Origin of the sequence: Pseudomonas sp. Colony2 (genome assembly GCF_019382755.1) — a bacterium.
GTDB lineage: Bacteria > Pseudomonadota > Gammaproteobacteria > Pseudomonadales > Pseudomonadaceae > Aquipseudomonas.
This window is the reverse complement of the sequence record NZ_CP080030.1, coordinates 5,830,728-5,846,950: the sequence shown is the minus strand read 5'-3', so window position 1 is coordinate 5,846,950 and position 16,223 is coordinate 5,830,728. Positions and strand designations below refer to the sequence as shown.

Sequence of the window (16,223 nt, the reverse complement as noted above, 5' to 3'; positions counted from 1 at the left end):
GCGGCAGTAAAAAGCCCCGCTTCTCGAAAGAGAGCGGGGCTTTTTAGTGGCCGGGAATTGTAGGGTTATTCACCCATCTGCGATTGCAGGTAATTCTCGATAGTCACTTTGTCGATCAGGCCGATTTGGGTTTCCAGCCAGTCGATGTGTTCTTCCTGGTCTTCAAGGATATCTTCCAGCAGTTCACGGCTGCCGAAGTCGCCCTTGGATTCGCAATGAGCAATGGCGGCCTTCAGGTCGGTGTGGCTCTTGCGCTCGAAGTTCAGGTCGCAGTTGATCATTTCCTGGGTGTGCTCGCCGATGTTCAGCTTGCCCAGGTCCTGCACGTTCGGCAGGCCTTCAAGGAACAGGATGCGTTTGATCAGCGCGTCAGCGTCCTTCATGGCCTTGATGGATTCTTTGTATTCACGCTTGCCCAGCTTTTCCAGGCCCCAATCGTCATACATGCGCGCATGCAGGAAGTACTGATTGATCGCGACCAGTTCATTGGCAAGGATTTTGTTGAGTTGCTGGATGACTGTGATGTCGCCTTTCATGATTGGGGTCCTGCCCTGTATTCGCTGTATATAAGGCGGAGTTTGAGCTGCGCATTTACTACTGTCAAACCTAAGTTATTGAATAATAAATGAAAATTAATCGGAATAAGAATGTTTGTGTTCCGCGTCTTGACGCTAACTGTTTGAATTACGGGCATAAAAAAACCGGACACTAAGTCCGGTTCTTTAAAACATGCCTGTTAAGCGTGTGTAAATTCTGCTGAGTAGGGGATCGCAGCCTGGGCAGTTTGCAGCTGCGTCAGGGTTTCCCGTACCACTTGCTTGGCGAGGCAGGCGCATTTGCCGCATTGGCTGGCAACGCCGGTGGTTTCACGTACTTCCTTGTAGCTGCAGCAACCTTCGTAGATTGCTTCGCGGATTTGTCCGTCGGTGACACCAGTGCAAAGGCAGACATACATAAGGGAGAACCATCGCGGTTTAAGGCTTAAGTGCGACGGATCTTAATGTTAACGAGAATGATTGTCAAAGTAGTTTCTCAAGCCTTGGTGTTTGCACGCGGCTTCACTGACGAACGGCTTTTTTCCGGTATGATGGTCGGTCTTCACGAAGCGTGATCACGTCACAGGCCTGTCGTTTAGCTGCGGCACACTGGGACGGATCCTTTTACTTCAGTCACCAACATCAGGAGATACCCAATGAGCGTACTCGTCGGCAAACAAGCCCCGGATTTCGACGTACCCGCCGTCCTCGGCAATGGCGAAATCGTAGACAGCTTCAAACTGTCTGAAGCCATCAAAGGCAAATACGGCCTGGTGTTCTTCTACCCGCTGGACTTCACCTTCGTCTGCCCATCGGAGCTGATCGCCCTGGATCACCGCATGGACGATTTCAAGGCGCGTAATGTTGAAGTGGTTGCCGTTTCCATCGACTCCCATTTCACCCACAACGCCTGGCGCAACACCGCCATCAATGATGGCGGCATCGGCAAAGTCAAATACACCATGGCTGCCGACATGAAGCACGACATCGCCAAGGCCTACGACGTTGAGTCCGAAGGCGGCGTGGCATTCCGTGGCGCGTTCCTGATCGACGACAAGGGCGTTGTACGCTCGCAGATCATCAACGACCTGCCGCTGGGCCGTAACATGGAAGAGCTGATCCGTCTGGTCGACGCCCTGCAATTCCACGAAGAGCACGGCGAAGTCTGCCCAGCCAACTGGAAAAAAGGCGACAAGGGCATGAACGCTTCGCCAGAAGGCGTTGCGGCTTACCTGACCGAGAACGCTGGCAAGCTGTAAGCCACGTTCGAAGCAAAAAAAACCGGCCTGAGAGGGCCGGTTTTTTTATGCGCGGGATTTGGCTTCAGTCGCCGAAGTCTTCCCAGCCGCCCATCTGTTTCCAACGGTTGACGATGCCGCAGAACAGCTCGGCGGTCTTCTCGGTGTCGTAGCGGGCCGAGTGGGCCTCACGACCGTCGAAGTCGATACCGGCAGCCTGGCAGGCCTTCGCCAGCACGGTCTGGCCATAGGCCAAACCGGCCAGGGTCGCAGTGTCGAAGCTGGAGAACGGGTGAAACGGGTTGCGTTTCATGTCCAGGCGCGCCACGGCGGCGTTGAGGAAGCCCAGGTCGAAGCTGCTGTTGTGGCCCACCAGGATCGCGCGTTTGCAGCCATTGGCCTTCAGGGCCTTGCGTACGCCACGGAAGATGTCGGTCAGCGCCGCTTCTTCACTGACGGCCATGCGCAGTGGGTGATCAAGCTTGATCCCGGTGAATTCCAGGGCCGCCGCTTCGATGTTGGCGCCTTCGAACGGCTCGACGCGGAAGAAGTGGGTGTGTTCCGGGAACACGAAACCCTGTTCATCCATGCCGATGGTCGTGGCGGCGATTTCCAGCAGCGCGTCAGTGGCGCAATTGAAGCCGCCGGTTTCTACGTCGATGACAACCGGCAGGTAGCCACGGAAACGCTCGGCCATCGGGTGACGGGAACCGCCACCACCGCCGCCGTGTTCCTGGTCGTCGTCGTAATGGTCTTCACTCACGGGTGTTCCTCCAGCAGGCGCCAGCGCAGTGTTTCACCGGCGCGCAGCGGGATAACGGTCAGCTCGCCAAACGGCAGGCTGGTGGGGGCGGTCCAGTCTTCACGGACCAGGGTAATGCGGTCGGTATTCGCCGGCAGGCCATAGAAACGCGGGCCGTTGAGGCTGGCGAACCCTTCAAGCTTGTCCAGGGCGTTGCGTTGTTCGAACGCTTCGGCATACAACTCGATCGCCGCATAGGCGGTGTAACACCCGGCACAACCACACGCGGCTTCCTTGGCGTGTTGGGCGTGAGGTGCAGAGTCGGTACCGAGGAAAAATTTCTCGCTGCCACTGGTGGCGGCATCGAGCAGCGCTACCTGGTGCGTGTTGCGCTTGAGAATCGGCAGGCAATAGAAGTGCGGCCGAATCCCGCCCACCAGCATGTGGTTGCGGTTGTACAGCAGGTGATGCGCGGTGATGGTCGCGCCGACGTTGGCCGAAGCCTCGGTGACGAACTGCACGGCATCGGCGGTGGTGATGTGCTCGAACACCACCTTGAGGGTCGGGAACAGCTCGACAACTCGGCGCATGTGCTCGTCGATGAAGATCTTTTCACGATCGAACACATCGACATCGCCACGGGTGACTTCACCGTGGATCAGCAACGGCATGCCCACTTCGGCCATGGCTTCGATGGCCGGCAGGATCTTGTCGATACTGGTGACGCCGGAATCGGAGTTGGTGGTCGCGCCGGCCGGGTACAGCTTGGCGGCGTGCACGAAACCACTGGCCTTGGCCTGGCGGATTTCTTCGGGCTGGGTGCGGTCGGTCAGGTACAGCACCATCAACGGTTCGAAGCGGCTGCCGGCCGGTCGTGCAGCGAGAATGCGCTGGCGATAGGCGTCGGCTTCCGCGGCGTTACGCACCGGAGGTACCAGGTTAGGCATGATGATGGCGCGGCCAAACGTGCGCGCTACATCGGCCACGGTTTGGGGCAACGCAGCACCATCGCGAAGATGAATATGCCAGTCGTCGGGACGCAGCAGGGTCAGGCGGTCGGACATTGGGGATTCCAGGCGGGTCAATCTGGTGGGAATGCTACCGGAAAAGACTCTTGCAGGCACTCGCTATCAAGTTTTGCAGGATGCGACCGATATCCCTGGGTATGCCTTAACGATGTATGACGCCTTGATGTGTTGTAGAAACCAGTGGAGCCTCCCGTGCGCCAGCATTATCTAGCCCTGCTCAGTGTGTTCGCCAGCCTGCCCGCGATGGCCCTCACGTTCCAGACACGTCTGGAGAATATTGAGTGGAAAGTGGAGGGCGATAAATTCGAGTGCCGCTTGACCCAGCCGATCACCGATTTCGGCTCGGGCGAGTTCGTGCGCCGGGCCGGCGAGCAGGCGACGTTTCGCCTGAAAGCCTTTAACGGCTCGTTGGGTGCCGGTTCCGCAACCCTATTGGCGGCGGCTGCGCCGTGGCAGCCGGGGCGTGGCGATATCAACCTGGGGGCGGTGCGTGTCGGCAGTGGCGATGTGCTGTTCAACAGCTCCCAGGCCCAGGCCGGGCGTTTGTTTACCGGCCTGCTCGAAGGGCGTAGCCCGACGGTGCGCCACTACAGCCGCGACGGCGGTTACTCAGAGATCCGCCTGCTGCCGGCGAAATTCAGCAAGGCCTACAACGACTATCAACTCTGCACCACCAAGCTGCTGCCGATGAATTTCGAGCAGGTCAAACAGACCGAGGTGGGCTTCCCGGGTGGCGGCATCGAACTGGACGCGGCGGCCAGGAAAAAGCTCTCGGTGATTCTCGAATTCATGAAAGCCGACCCGACGGTTAACCACGTCGAGTTGAATGGCCACTCCGACAACAGCGGCAATCGCCTGACCAATCGCGACGTTTCGCGGCGTCGTGCATTGGCGGTAATGGACTACTTCAAGGCCAATGGCATCCAGGAATCTCAGATTACCCTGCGCTTTCATGGCGAAAGCTATCCGCTGGCGCCGAACACCAACGCGGCCAACCGGGCGAAAAACCGCCGGGTGAATATTCAGCTCGAACGGGTGGCAGCCCCCGAGAAACCGGCGCCCTAGGCCAAGGCGCCAGGCAACGCCGGCGCCACCTCATAAGGTGCGGCGTTTCGTCGCCCGCTCGACATAATCTGTCGCTTTATCTTCATTTGCTGTCGCGCCTCTGTAATTTCACGGTTTTGGTCGGTAGAATCGACGCCTTTCCGTACAACCCCGTGGAGTGATGGCATGGCCGACGTAAACAAGGTCGTTCTCGCGTATTCCGGCGGCCTGGACACTTCGGTGATCCTCAAGTGGCTGCAGGATACTTATAACTGTGAAGTGGTGACCTTCACCGCTGACCTGGGTCAGGGCGAAGAGGTCGAACCTGCACGTGCCAAGGCGCAAGCCATGGGCGTGAAAGAGATCTACATTGACGACCTGCGCGAAGAGTTCGTCCGCGATTTCGTTTTCCCGATGTTTCGCGCCAACACTGTCTACGAAGGCGAGTACCTGCTGGGTACTTCCATCGCACGTCCGCTGATCGCCAAGCGCCTGATCGAAATCGCCAACGAAACCGGCGCCGACGCCATTTCCCATGGCGCCACCGGCAAGGGCAACGACCAGGTGCGTTTCGAACTGGGCGCCTACGCCTTGAAGCCAGGCGTAAAAGTGATTGCTCCGTGGCGTGAATGGGACCTGTTGTCCCGTGAAAAGCTGATGGACTACGCTGAAAAGCACGCGATCCCGATCGAGCGTCACGGCAAGAAGAAGTCCCCGTACTCGATGGACGCCAACTTGCTGCACATCTCCTATGAAGGCGGCGTGCTGGAAGACACCTGGACCGAGCACGAAGAAGACATGTGGAAATGGACCGTCTCCCCGGAGAACGCTCCTGACAAGGCCCAGTACCTGGAACTGACCTACCGCAACGGCGACATCGTCGCGCTGGACGGCGTCGAAATGACCCCGGCCACCGTACTGGCGACCTTGAACCGTATCGGTGGCGAACACGGTATCGGCCGCCTCGACATCGTCGAGAACCGTTACGTGGGCATGAAGTCCCGTGGTTGCTACGAAACCCCGGGCGGCACCATCATGCTGCGCGCTCACCGCGCCATTGAGTCCATCACCCTGGACCGTGAAGTGGCTCACCTCAAAGACGAGTTGATGCCCAAGTACGCCAGCCTGATCTACACCGGCTACTGGTGGAGCCCGGAGCGTCTGATGCTGCAACAGATGATCGACGCTTCCCAGGTCCACGTGAACGGCGTTGTGCGCCTGAAGCTGTACAAGGGCAACGTGATCGTGACCGGTCGCAAGTCCGATGAGTCGTTGTTCGACGCCAACATCGCCACTTTTGAAGAAGATGGCGGCGCCTACAACCAGGCAGACGCGGCAGGCTTCATCAAGCTGAACGCGTTGCGCATGCGCATTGCGGCCAACAAAGGTCGCAAGTTGTTCTGAGTGTTGTAAGTTGCAATGAAAAATGGCCCCTCAAGGGGCCATTTTTTTTTGGTTGAAAATACATCCGGAATCATCGGGCGCGCGCCTGTGTTTATTGTTCGCTTCGAAAAAGTTCAGGTACTCCAGGAGATGATCTGGAGTGTTTATATTTTTACGGGGGCAATGTTTATTAATTTCGCTCGATAAGTGATGCATTGTTGAAAGTGAGATTTTTTCTTGTAGGCAGGAACTATGTACTACAGAAAATTCACTCAGAAATGTACCGCGAATATGTCAGATGCTGACATGCCTGTAGGATTTATGGAGCGTTAGTAATTATGTCGAATGGAACTTTTAAAAACCCGATTTCCCTCCGGGTTCACAGGTCTTCTGACAGCGCACAAGGGGCATTTCCTGAAACTTGTGTACGGCGCGTTTACCCGGGCCCGCGTAATCCTGGGAATTTTCACTCAAAATATGTTTGTGCTCGGAAAGTTCTGAAAGCCCCAACAAAACTGGATAGCTCCGATCTGGCGTTTTTTTGTAGGTTAAATCCTATGTCTTTGTGGGTTAGGTCTCTGCTTGCTGTTGCTTGGGGGGGAGCGCTATGCCAAGCGAGAAACGACTAGGCTATTGTGCTTACTCTTAATAATTCGAACAGCGAAATTGGACTTGCCCATGAATAAAGTGCTGATCGTGGATGATCATCCCGTCATTCGTCTTGCTGTGCGTATGCTAATGGAACGTCATAGTTATGAGGTCGTTGCCGAGACCGATAACGGTGTCGATGCCTTGCAACTTGCGCGCGAGCATATGCCGGACATTGTCATACTGGATATTGGAATTCCCAAACTCGATGGCCTGGAAGTTATATGCCGGCTGTCATCAACCAAACAGGCACATCCCTTCAAGGTGCTGGTGCTGACGTCCCAGGCGCCCGGGCATTTCTCGATGCGGTGTATGCAGGCGGGTGCTGCCGGCTACGTGTGCAAGCAACAGGATCTCACCGAGCTGTTGAGCGCGGTCAAGGCGGTGCTGTGCGGGTACAGCTACTTCCCCAACCAGGCGTTGAACTCGGTGCGCTCCACAATGGGTAACGCCAGCGAAGCGGACATGGTCGAGCGCCTGTCCGGCCGGGAGATGATGGTGTTGCAGCAGTTGGCCCGCGGCAAGACCAACAAGGAGATCGCCGATGGCATGTTCCTGAGCAACAAGACTGTGAGCACCTACAAGACCCGCTTGCTGCTCAAGCTCAACGCCCGCTCGCTGGTGGACTTGATCGAGCTGGCCCAGCGAAACGGCCTGGTGTAGGCCGGCCTCACATTTACATCCAGTCAGAAAAAAGCCTCCGCAAGGGAGGCTTCTGTTTATCGTTGGATCGATTAGAGATCGAAGTCGTAATCGGCCAACTGTTTTTGCAAGCGCCGCTCTTCCAGAAGGTTGTCGATGGTGCGGCGTTTGCTCAAATTGGTCTTGGCCACCTCTACCGGTGCTTCTGCTGCATCATCGTCGGATTCAGCGCCAACAACGTCGTCTTCTACATCCAGTTGTTCTTTGCCAGTGCTCATAAGGTTAACTCCAGGCTAAGACTGCCGTTGGCGCTCCTTATAACGATAATCTCGGGCCTGGTAAAAAAGATTTTTTCAATCGACTCATCGATAAAAGCAATGATGGCTCAATCGTCGGAAGTCTTTTCCTTGTATTCGCACAGGTCTTCGATGCGGCAGCTGCCACAGCGCGGCTTGCGGGCTTGGCAGACATAGCGTCCGTGAAGGATCAGCCAGTGATGCGAGTCCAGCAGGTACGGCTTGGGCACGAACTTCATCAGCTGTTTTTCCACCTCCACCACATTTTTTCCGCGGGCAATACCGGTTCGGTTGCTGACCCGAAAGATGTGCGTGTCCACCGCCATGGTCAATTGGCGAAATGCCGTATTGAGCACCACATTGGCGGTTTTTCGGCCAACACCCGGAAGGGCTTCCAGGGCTTCGCGCGTTTGCGGTACTTCGCTGCCGTGCAGTTCCACCAGTAGCCGGCATGTCTCGATGACATTCTTCGCCTTGCTGTTGTACAGGCCGATGGTCTTGATGTATTCGGACAACCCCTCAACCCCCAGCGCGTAGATCGCCTCCGGGGTGTTCGCCACCGGATACAATTTGGCGGTGGCCTTGTTGACGCCGACGTCTGTGGACTGGGCCGAGAGAATCACGGCGATCAGCAACTCGAACGGCGAGGAGTAGGCCAGTTCGGTTTTCGGTTCCGGGTTGTCTTCGTGAAGCCGGCGGAAAATTTCCAGGCGTTTTGCGGCGTTCATGGGGCGAGCGGTTCCTTGCGGACAGTCAGTGTGGTTACGAAAAACGGGCCCAATAACCCGAGCAGGATAAACGCGGCGTGCACCGGCAGTACACGCTTCATCACGTGGGGCCGGTGCTCAAGGGGTTCAGGTGCGGGCATCAGCCACCACCAGTGCTGCAAGCGCCTGCTCTGCCGTTTCGAAGTGCTGTTGCAGAATGATCAACTGCGACTGCTGTTCAAAGGTCGGCGGGTGGCCGAAAGCTTTCAGGGATTTGTGCAATTGGGCGCGGCTCATGGCCAGGTTGATCTTGGCCTTCTTCAAGGCGGCGTCCATGGCCGCGGCTTTTTGTGCACGAACCCGCTCAATGGCCGCCTGGACCGGGTTGACCGTGGCCGCAGCTACCGGGGCGGCGCGCTTGGAGCGTGCCTGGCGTTCGGCAAGTTTCTGTTCCTCTTCGCGTTGCAGCCGCGCGTTGCGCTGTTCAAACCGTCGCCGGGCCCGGTCGCGCTTGAGGCTGCGTGCCTCACGTTCATGATCATTGGAGGCCAGCCCGCCGACAATCGGTACCACGGTGCTCAACGGACGCATTTCGATGCAATCAACCGGGCAGGGTGCTACACACAGGTCGCAACCCGTGCACTCGTCGACAATCACCGTGTGCATCAATTTGGCAGCACCGACGATAGCGTCCACCGGGCAGGCCTGGATGCATTTGGTACAGCCGATGCACTCCGCTTCACGGATAAACGCGATCTGTGCGGGCGCTTCCCCTCGAGATGTGTCCAACTCCAGCACCGGGAGCTTCAACAGCTGCGCCAGGCCTGCGATGGTTTCCTGGCCGCCCGGAGGGCACTTGTTGATCGCCTCGCCTTGGGCAATGCCTTCTGCGTAGGGCTTGCAGCCAGGATGCCCACATTTGCCACACTGGGTTTGCGGCAGCAGGGCGTCGATACGTTGAATCAGGCTCATGGTTTGATCATTGCGTTGGAACCCGGAAAAGCCACAGCCAACAACGGGCCGACAGCAAACAGAATCCGATTATCCGGCAAGCGAGGAGGGGGTACTAGCTGAAACCGCCCCATGGCCGAGACCATGAGGCAGTTAGCCATTGTTACTTGATGCGCTGACCCGGCTTGGCGCCGCTGTCCGGGCTCAACAGGTAGATCTCTTCACCGCCAGGGCCGGCCGCCATCACCATGCCTTCAGAGATACCGAACTTCATTTTCCGCGGCTTGAGGTTGGCGATCATCATGGTCAGGCGACCATCGAGCTTGGATGGGTCCGGATAGGCGCTCTTGATCCCCGAGAACACGTTGCGTTGTTCATCACCGATGTCCAGGGTCAGGCGCAGCAGCTTGTCGGCGCCTTCCACGGCTTCGGCCTTGAGGATCAGGGCCACCCGCAAGTCCACCGCAGCAAAGGCGTCGAAGTCGATTTCCGGCGACAACGGATCTTTCGCCAGTTCGCCATTGCCCGCAGGTGCAGCGTCGCCGGTATCGGTCTTGCTGGCCTCGAGGTCTTCTTTCGATGCGTCGGTCATGGCCTGCACTTTTACCGGGTCGATACGGGTCATCAGCGGCTTGAACTCATTCAACTGATGGTTGCCGAGCAGTGTCGCGTGGTCATTCCAGGTCAGCGGCGGCACATTGAGGAACGCCTCGGCGTCGGCTGCCAGCATTGGCAATACCGGCTTGAGGAAGATCACCAACTGACGGAACAGGTTGACGCCTGTGGCGCAGATCGCCTGGACTTCAGCCTGCTTGCCTTCCTGCTTGTTCAGCGACCACGGCGCCTTGTCGGCGATCCAGGCGTTGGCGCGGTCGGCCAGGCCCATGATTTCGCGCATGGCCCGGGCAAAGTCGCGAGCTTCATAGGCATCGGCGATGCTCGGCGCCGCCGCCAGGAACGCATCGGTCAACTCAGGTGCGGCATTTTCAGCCACCAGCACCCCGGCGTTGCCCTTGTGGATAAACCCGGCGCAACGGCTGGCGATGTTGACGACCTTGCCCACCAGGTCCGAGTTGACCTTCTGTACGAAGTCTTCCAGGTTCAGGTCCAGGTCGTCGACACCACGGCCCAGCTTGGAGGCGTAGTAGTAGCGCAGGTATTCCGGCGACAGGTGGTCCAGGTAGGTGCGCGCCTTGATAAAGGTGCCGCGGGACTTGGACATCTTCTGGCCATTGACCGTCAGGTAACCGTGCACGGCAATGCCGGTTGGCTTGCGATAGCCCGAGCCTTCAAGCATTGCAGGCCAGAACAGCGCGTGGAAGTTGACGATGTCCTTGCCGATGAAGTGGTACAGCTCGGCCGTGGAGTCCTTGTTCCAGAACGCGTCGAAGTCCAGCTCCGGCGTGCGGTCGCACAGGTTCTTGAAGCTGGCCATGTAGCCGATCGGCGCGTCCAGCCACACGTAGAAGTACTTGCCTGGCTCGCCCGGGATCTCAAAGCCGAAGTACGGCGCATCGCGGGAGATGTCCCACTGTTGCAGGCCGGCGTCCAGCCATTCGGCGATCTTGTTCGCCACGGCGTCCTGCAGGGTGCCGCTGCGGGTCCAGGTTTGCAGCATCTGCTGGAAATCCGGGAGCTTGAAGAAGAAGTGCTGGGAATCCTTTAGTACCGGGGTGGCGCCGGAGATGGCCGACTTCGGATCCTTCAGGTCGGTGGGCGCGTAAGTGGCGCCGCATTTCTCGCAGTTGTCGCCGTACTGGTCCTCAGTGCCGCATTTCGGGCAGGTGCCCTTGATGAAGCGGTCGGCCAGGAACATTTTCTTTTCCGGGTCGAAATACTGGGTGATCGAACGCGTGGCAATGTGCCCGGCGTCCTTGAGGCGCAGGTAGATCTGGCTCGACAGCTCGCGGTTTTCGTCGGAGTGGGTCGAGTGGAAGTTATCGAAATCCACCAGGAACTCGGCAAAGTCGGCGCTGTGTTCAGCCTGGACGTTGGCGATCAGTTGTTCCGGGGTGATCCCTTCCTTCTCGGCGCGCAACATGATGGCCGAACCGTGGGCGTCGTCCGCGCAGACATAAATGCATTGATTGCCGCGATGCTTCTGGAAGCGCACCCACATATCGGTCTGGATGTACTCAAGCATATGGCCAAGGTGGATAGAACCATTGGCATAGGGCAGGGCGCTGGTGACGAGGATCTTGCGTGGCTCGGACATGGGGCTCGGCTACTTGATGAAACGGAGGTCGGCCACTATAAAGCGCCGGGAAATTTATTTCACCCCGTGCGGCTGTTTCCGGATTTTCCCGCAGGCCGAAAGCGTGCCGCTGGGGCGCTGGAACGGTTAGGATAGCCGCCTGTTTTAGTCAGTCTTTTTTCGGGAGTAGCCCATGAGCGCCGTCAATCGCGCAGCGGTGGAAGCCGTTCTTCGCCAGTACACCGACCCCTACCTGAACCAGGACCCGGTCAGCGCCGGGTGCGTACGCGCCATCGACGTGCAGGGTGACAAGGTTTCGGTCCAGCTTGAGCTGGGCTACGCCGCAGGCCTGTTCAAGAGCGGCTGGGCGCAGATGCTGCAAATGGCCATCGAAGGCCTGGACGGCGTCAGCTCGGCCAGGGTCGACATCCAGTGCGTGATCGCCCCGCACAAGGCCCAGGCGCAGGTTCCGGGCCTGGCCAACGTCAAGAACGTGGTGGCCGTGGCTTCCGGCAAGGGCGGCGTGGGCAAATCCACCACCGCCGCCAACCTGGCCCTGGCCCTGGCCCGGGAAGGCGCGCGGGTCGGGATTCTCGACGCCGACATCTATGGCCCGAGCCAGGGCGTGATGTTTGGCATCCCGGAAGGCACCCGGCCGAAGATCAAGGACCAGAAATGGTTCGTGCCGATCGAGTCCCATGGCGTGGAAGTCATGTCCATGGCGTTCCTGACCGACGACAACACACCGATGGTCTGGCGCGGCCCGATGGTATCCGGTGCGTTGCTGCAACTGGTCACGCAGACCGACTGGGGCAACCTGGACTACCTGGTGATCGATATGCCGCCCGGCACCGGCGATATCCAGCTGACCCTGGCGCAGAAAGTGCCGGTGGCCGGCGCGGTGATCGTCACCACACCGCAGGACCTCGCGCTGCTGGATGCCCGCAAGGGTGTGGAGATGTTCCGCAAGGTCAACATCCCGGTGCTGGGCGTCGTGGAAAACATGGCGGTGCACATCTGCTCCAACTGCGGCCACGCCGAGCATCTGTTCGGTGAAGGCGGCGGCGAGAAGCTCGCGACCCAGTACGGCGTTGAACTGCTGGCGTCGTTGCCGCTGTCCATGGGGATTCGAGAGCAGGCTGATGGCGGCAAGCCGACGGTGGTTGCCGAGCCCGATGGCCAGATTGCCATGGTCTACCAGGAGCTGGCGCGCCACGTAGGCGCGCGAATCGTCCTGCAGGAAGCAGAGGCCCAGGCAATGCCGACGATTACTGTCAGCGACGACTGATCCACCGGATGGGAAAAAAGCCTCGACCTTGTCGGGGCTTTTTCTTGCCTGGTGAACACCAACGAGGCGTTTTTTACTCTTTTACGTAATTGCTGGTGTAAGCATTCACTTACTTTTTCGTAAGCGTTTGGGTTTTTTCATCGGCGGGGGCGTCTTGAATTGATTGCCTATATTTCTATCTTATTGAAATATAAAGATTATTTATTCGCGTTTGAGCGCGTGAATCGAAAACCCGGCGGGTTGGATCCCGTTGAACTTCCCCGTGAACTCTCTAAGATCAGCCCTGTGTCCACGGATTGACACAGTCATCAAGGAACGATGATTCAGGGAACCTCGCAGGATGCGATTCATCAGGACGATGAAAAGGAACACAGGGACTAGGGAAAAAATGTGGGCGGGTCATACCGCCCCTTTTTTTTGCCTGTAGAAAAGTGAAACCCGCCCCGCAGAAATGCAAAAAGGCCCGCAAGGGGCCTTTTGGAGGGCATCGACGCTATCAGCGTTCGAGGTCGGCAATCTTGCCTTTTTTGCCATCCCACTCTGCCGCATCCGGCATCGGGTCTTTGCGCTCAGTGATATTCGGCCAGATTTCCGCCAGCTCAACGTTCAACTGAATAAATTCCTGCATCTCTGCCGGGACTTCGTCCTCGGAGAAAATAGCGACGGCCGGGCATTCTGGTTCACACAGGGCGCAGTCAATGCACTCGTCCGGGTGGATGACCAGGAAATTCGGGCCTTCGTAGAAGCAGTCCACCGGACACACTTCTACGCAGTCGGTGTACTTGCACTTGATGCAGTTGTCGGTGACGACGAAGGTCATTTCTAATTTTCTCCTCAGGCGGCGGCAGCGAAACCCTTTGTGGCAGGGCTCGCGAGGTTCGGGAGCGATAGTCTGCAGGCCAGGCTAAAAGCCCGCAGCATCCCAAACCGCGCGAGAGTCTACCAGCTTGCAAGCGTCTGCGTTATATCCGAGTCTTCAGTGCATATAACATTTCGAGCGCTTTTCGCGGCGTCACGTCATCCAGGTCAAGCTTAGCCAACTCATCCAGTACCGGATGAGGCAGGCTGGCGAACATGTCGCTCTGGTGCGGCGCGCTGGGTTTGTTGCTGGCCTTGGCCGGGCTGGCCACGGGAATCTCATGGGGCAGCGCTGTTTCTTCCAGGCGGCTCAGGTGCTCGCGAGCACGGGTAATCACCTCGGCCGGCACCCCCGCCAGTTGCGCCACGGCCAGGCCGTAACTCTGGCTTGCCGGGCCGGGCAGCACGTGGTGCAGGAACACGATGCGCTCGTTGTGCTCGGTGGCATTGAGGTGCACGTTGGCTACCAACGGCTCGTTTTCCGGCAGCACGGTCAGTTCGAAGTAGTGCGTCGCGAACAGCGTATATGCCCGCAGGTGCGCCAAACGCTCGGCCGCCGCCCACGCCAGGGACAGCCCGTCGAAGGTGCTGGTGCCGCGGCCCACTTCGTCCATCAGCACCAGGCTGCGTTCGGTGGCGTTGTGCAGGATGTTGGCGGTTTCGCTCATTTCCACCATAAAGGTCGAACGGCCGCCGGCCAGGTCATCGCTGGAACCGATCCGGGTGAAGATGCGGTCCACCAGTGACAATTCGCAGCTTGCCGCCGGCACGAAGCTGCCGATATGCGCCAGCAGCACGATCAACGCGGTCTGACGCATGTAGGTGGATTTACCGCCCATGTTCGGACCGGTGATCACCAGCATGCGGGTGTCGTCGTCCAGCGACAGGTCGTTGGCGACGAACGGCGTGGTCAACACCTGCTCAACCACCGGGTGGCGACCTTGCACGATGCGCATGCACGGCTCGCTGACAAAGCGCGGGCAGTTCAGGTCAAGGTTCAGGGCACGCTCGGCCAGGTTGCTCAGTACATCCAGCTGGGCCAGGGCGGCGGCGGTGTCCTGCAACGGCGCCAGCTTGTCGATCAGGCTTTCGAGCAAGGCTTCGTAGAGCATTTTCTCCCGGGCCAGGGCGCGGCTTTTGGCCGACAGCGCCTTGTCTTCGAATTCTTTAAGCTCCGGAGTGATAAAGCGCTCGGCACCCTTGAGGGTCTGGCGGCGCTGGTAATCGATCGGCGCCTGCTCGGCCTGCTTGCTTGGCAACTCGATAAAGTAGCCGTGCACGCGGTTGTAGCCGACTTTCAGGTTGGCCAGGCCGGTGCGGGCTTTTTCACGGGCTTCCAGGTCAATCAGGAACTGCCCGGCGTTCTCGCTCAGGGATTGCAGCTCATCCAGCTCGGTGTCGTAACCGGTCTTCAACACGCCACCGTCACGGATGATCGCGGGCGGGTTGTCGATGATGGCTTTTTCCAGCAGCGCCGCCAGCTCCGGGTAGGTGCCGGTGGTGACTGCCAGCTGCTGCAGGTGCGGTGCTTCCAGTTCGGTCATCGCCGCTTGCAGTTGCGGCAGGGCGCCGAGGGCATCGCGCAGGCGTGCCAGGTCGCGGGGCCGCGCATTACGCAGGCCGATCCGCGCCAGAATCCGCTCGATATCGCCGATTTCCTTGAGCTGCGGTTGCAGCTTTTCAAAGCGGTAGCGGTCGAGCAGGCAGGTAATAGAGGTCTGGCGGGCTTGCAGCACGGTCAAATCCCGCAGCGGGCGGTTCAACCAGCGGGTGAGCAAGCGGCTGCCCATGGCGGTCTGGCAACGGTCGACCACCGATTGCAGGGTGTTGTCGCGCCCGCCGGCCAGGTTGGTGTCCAGTTCCAGGTTGCGACGGCTGGCGCCATCCAGCACCACGGTGTCGTCCAGGCGTTCATGACGCAGGCTGCGCAAATGCGGCAGGGCAGTGCGCTGGGTTTCCTTGGCATAGCTGAGCAGGCAACCGGCGGCGCCGATGGCCAGGGTCAGGGTTTCGCAACCGAAGCCCTTGAGGTCTTGCACGGAGAATTGCTGGCACAGGCTTTTCAGCGCCGAATCACGCTCGAAATCCCACGGCGCACGACGCTTGGTCCCACGGCGACGTTCCGCCGGCAGGTCCTTTGGCCAGTCGTCCGGGATCATCAACTCCACCGGATTGACGCGCTCAAGCTCCGCCAGCAGATTCTCCCAGCCCTTGATCTCCAGCACCGTGAAGTTGCCACTGGTGATATCCAGGACTGCCAGGCCGAACAGGCGTTCGTCCCCCAGTACTGCCGCGATCAGGTTGTCGCGACGCTCATCCAGCAGCGCCTCATCACTCACCGTACCCGGCGTGATGATGCGCACCACCTGGCGTTCCACCGGGCCCTTGCTGGTGGCCGGGTCGCCGATCTGCTCACAGATCACCACCGACTCGCCCAGCTTCACCAGCTTGACCAGGTAACCTTCCAACGAATGATATGGAATCCCGCACATCGGAATTGACTGCCCGGCCGACTGCCCGCGCGCGGTCAGGGTGATGTCCAGCAACTTGGCCGCCTTCTTCGCGTCTTCATAGAAGATCTCGTAGAAATCGCCCATGCGGTAGAACATCAACTGATCAGGGTGCTGGTTTTTCAGGCGCCAGTACTGCTGCATCATCGGGGTGTGGG

General features: G+C 58.9%; 14 protein-coding genes and 1 pseudogene. 5 read left to right on the top strand and 10 right to left on the bottom strand.

Features of this window, described 5'->3' with window-relative positions; genetic code table 11:
• Positions 1 to 65: 65 nt before the first annotated feature.
• Together bfr and JV201_RS23630 are read right to left on the bottom strand one after the other, a co-directional pair.
• Entirely contained in the window at positions 66 to 536 is a 471-nt protein-coding gene (gene bfr, locus JV201_RS23635) for a bacterioferritin (RefSeq protein WP_008433502.1), read from the bottom strand.
• A 200-nt stretch (positions 537 to 736) separates the two neighbouring features.
• On the bottom strand, positions 737 to 955 hold the full coding sequence (locus JV201_RS23630) for a bacterioferritin-associated ferredoxin (RefSeq protein WP_003208706.1): 219 nt from the start codon (positions 953 to 955) through the stop codon (positions 737 to 739).
• A gap of 237 nt (positions 956 to 1,192) precedes the next feature.
• On the opposite strand from JV201_RS23630, the gene JV201_RS23625 reads away from it, so the two are divergent.
• On the top strand, positions 1,193 to 1,795 hold the full coding sequence (locus tag JV201_RS23625) for a peroxiredoxin (RefSeq protein ID WP_003172097.1): 603 nt from the start codon (positions 1,193 to 1,195) through the stop codon (positions 1,793 to 1,795).
• Between the two features lie 64 nt (positions 1,796 to 1,859).
• Here JV201_RS23625 and rnt read toward each other — a convergent pair whose 3' ends face one another.
• Positions 1,860 to 2,537: a ribonuclease T gene (rnt, locus tag JV201_RS23620; RefSeq protein WP_003208704.1), complete on the bottom strand. Its 678-nt coding sequence runs from the start codon at positions 2,535 to 2,537 to the stop codon at positions 1,860 to 1,862.
• Entirely contained in the window at positions 2,534 to 3,580 is a 1,047-nt protein-coding gene (pyrC, locus tag JV201_RS23615; RefSeq protein WP_003208703.1) for a dihydroorotase, read from the bottom strand. The genes rnt and pyrC overlap by 4 nt, the downstream gene beginning before the upstream one ends.
• 156 nt (positions 3,581 to 3,736) lie before the next feature.
• Between pyrC and JV201_RS23610 the strand changes: the two genes are divergently transcribed.
• From JV201_RS23610 to JV201_RS23600, 3 genes are all read left to right on the top strand, one after another.
• The gene (locus JV201_RS23610) at positions 3,737 to 4,609 is read left to right on the top strand and encodes an OmpA family protein (protein WP_219406104.1); all 873 of its coding nucleotides are present in this window, start codon (positions 3,737 to 3,739) and stop codon (positions 4,607 to 4,609) included.
• Between the two features lie 165 nt (positions 4,610 to 4,774).
• Positions 4,775 to 5,992 (top strand): argininosuccinate synthase, encoded by a 1,218-nt coding sequence (locus tag JV201_RS23605; RefSeq protein WP_003208700.1) that lies wholly within the window; start codon positions 4,775 to 4,777, stop codon positions 5,990 to 5,992.
• A gap of 657 nt (positions 5,993 to 6,649) precedes the next feature.
• Positions 6,650 to 7,282, top strand: a complete 633-nt coding sequence (locus tag JV201_RS23600) for a response regulator transcription factor (RefSeq protein ID WP_003208698.1) — start codon at positions 6,650 to 6,652, stop codon at positions 7,280 to 7,282.
• A 71-nt stretch (positions 7,283 to 7,353) separates the two neighbouring features.
• On the opposite strand, the gene JV201_RS23595 is transcribed toward JV201_RS23600, so the two are convergent.
• From JV201_RS23595 to metG, 4 genes and pseudogenes are all read right to left on the bottom strand, one after another.
• Positions 7,354 to 7,539, bottom strand: coding sequence for a PA3496 family putative envelope integrity protein (locus JV201_RS23595; protein ID WP_003208696.1), 186 nt, complete (start codon positions 7,537 to 7,539; stop codon positions 7,354 to 7,356).
• A gap of 107 nt (positions 7,540 to 7,646) precedes the next feature.
• Positions 7,647 to 8,285, bottom strand: a complete 639-nt coding sequence (nth, locus tag JV201_RS23590) for an endonuclease III (protein WP_010170146.1) — start codon at positions 8,283 to 8,285, stop codon at positions 7,647 to 7,649.
• Between the two features lie 150 nt (positions 8,286 to 8,435).
• Positions 8,436 to 9,257: pseudogene (gene rsxB, locus JV201_RS23585) on the bottom strand (electron transport complex subunit RsxB); the annotation flags it as partial.
• Between the two features lie 121 nt (positions 9,258 to 9,378).
• Positions 9,379 to 11,430, bottom strand: a complete 2,052-nt coding sequence (gene metG / locus JV201_RS23580) for a methionine--tRNA ligase (protein WP_219406103.1) — start codon at positions 11,428 to 11,430, stop codon at positions 9,379 to 9,381.
• 172 nt (positions 11,431 to 11,602) lie between these two features.
• Here metG and apbC point away from each other — a divergent pair, with 172 nt between their 5' ends.
• Positions 11,603 to 12,697, top strand: a complete 1,095-nt coding sequence (gene apbC, locus JV201_RS23575; protein ID WP_177055192.1) for an iron-sulfur cluster carrier protein ApbC — start codon at positions 11,603 to 11,605, stop codon at positions 12,695 to 12,697.
• A gap of 496 nt (positions 12,698 to 13,193) precedes the next feature.
• On the opposite strand, the gene fdxA is transcribed toward apbC, so the two are convergent.
• Together fdxA and mutS are read right to left on the bottom strand one after the other, a co-directional pair.
• Entirely contained in the window at positions 13,194 to 13,517 is a 324-nt protein-coding gene (gene fdxA / locus JV201_RS23570) for a ferredoxin FdxA (RefSeq protein WP_003208688.1), read from the bottom strand.
• A gap of 142 nt (positions 13,518 to 13,659) precedes the next feature.
• On the bottom strand, positions 13,660 to 16,223 hold a 2,564-nt coding region (gene mutS, locus JV201_RS23565; protein WP_257903261.1), incomplete at its 5' end, for a DNA mismatch repair protein MutS.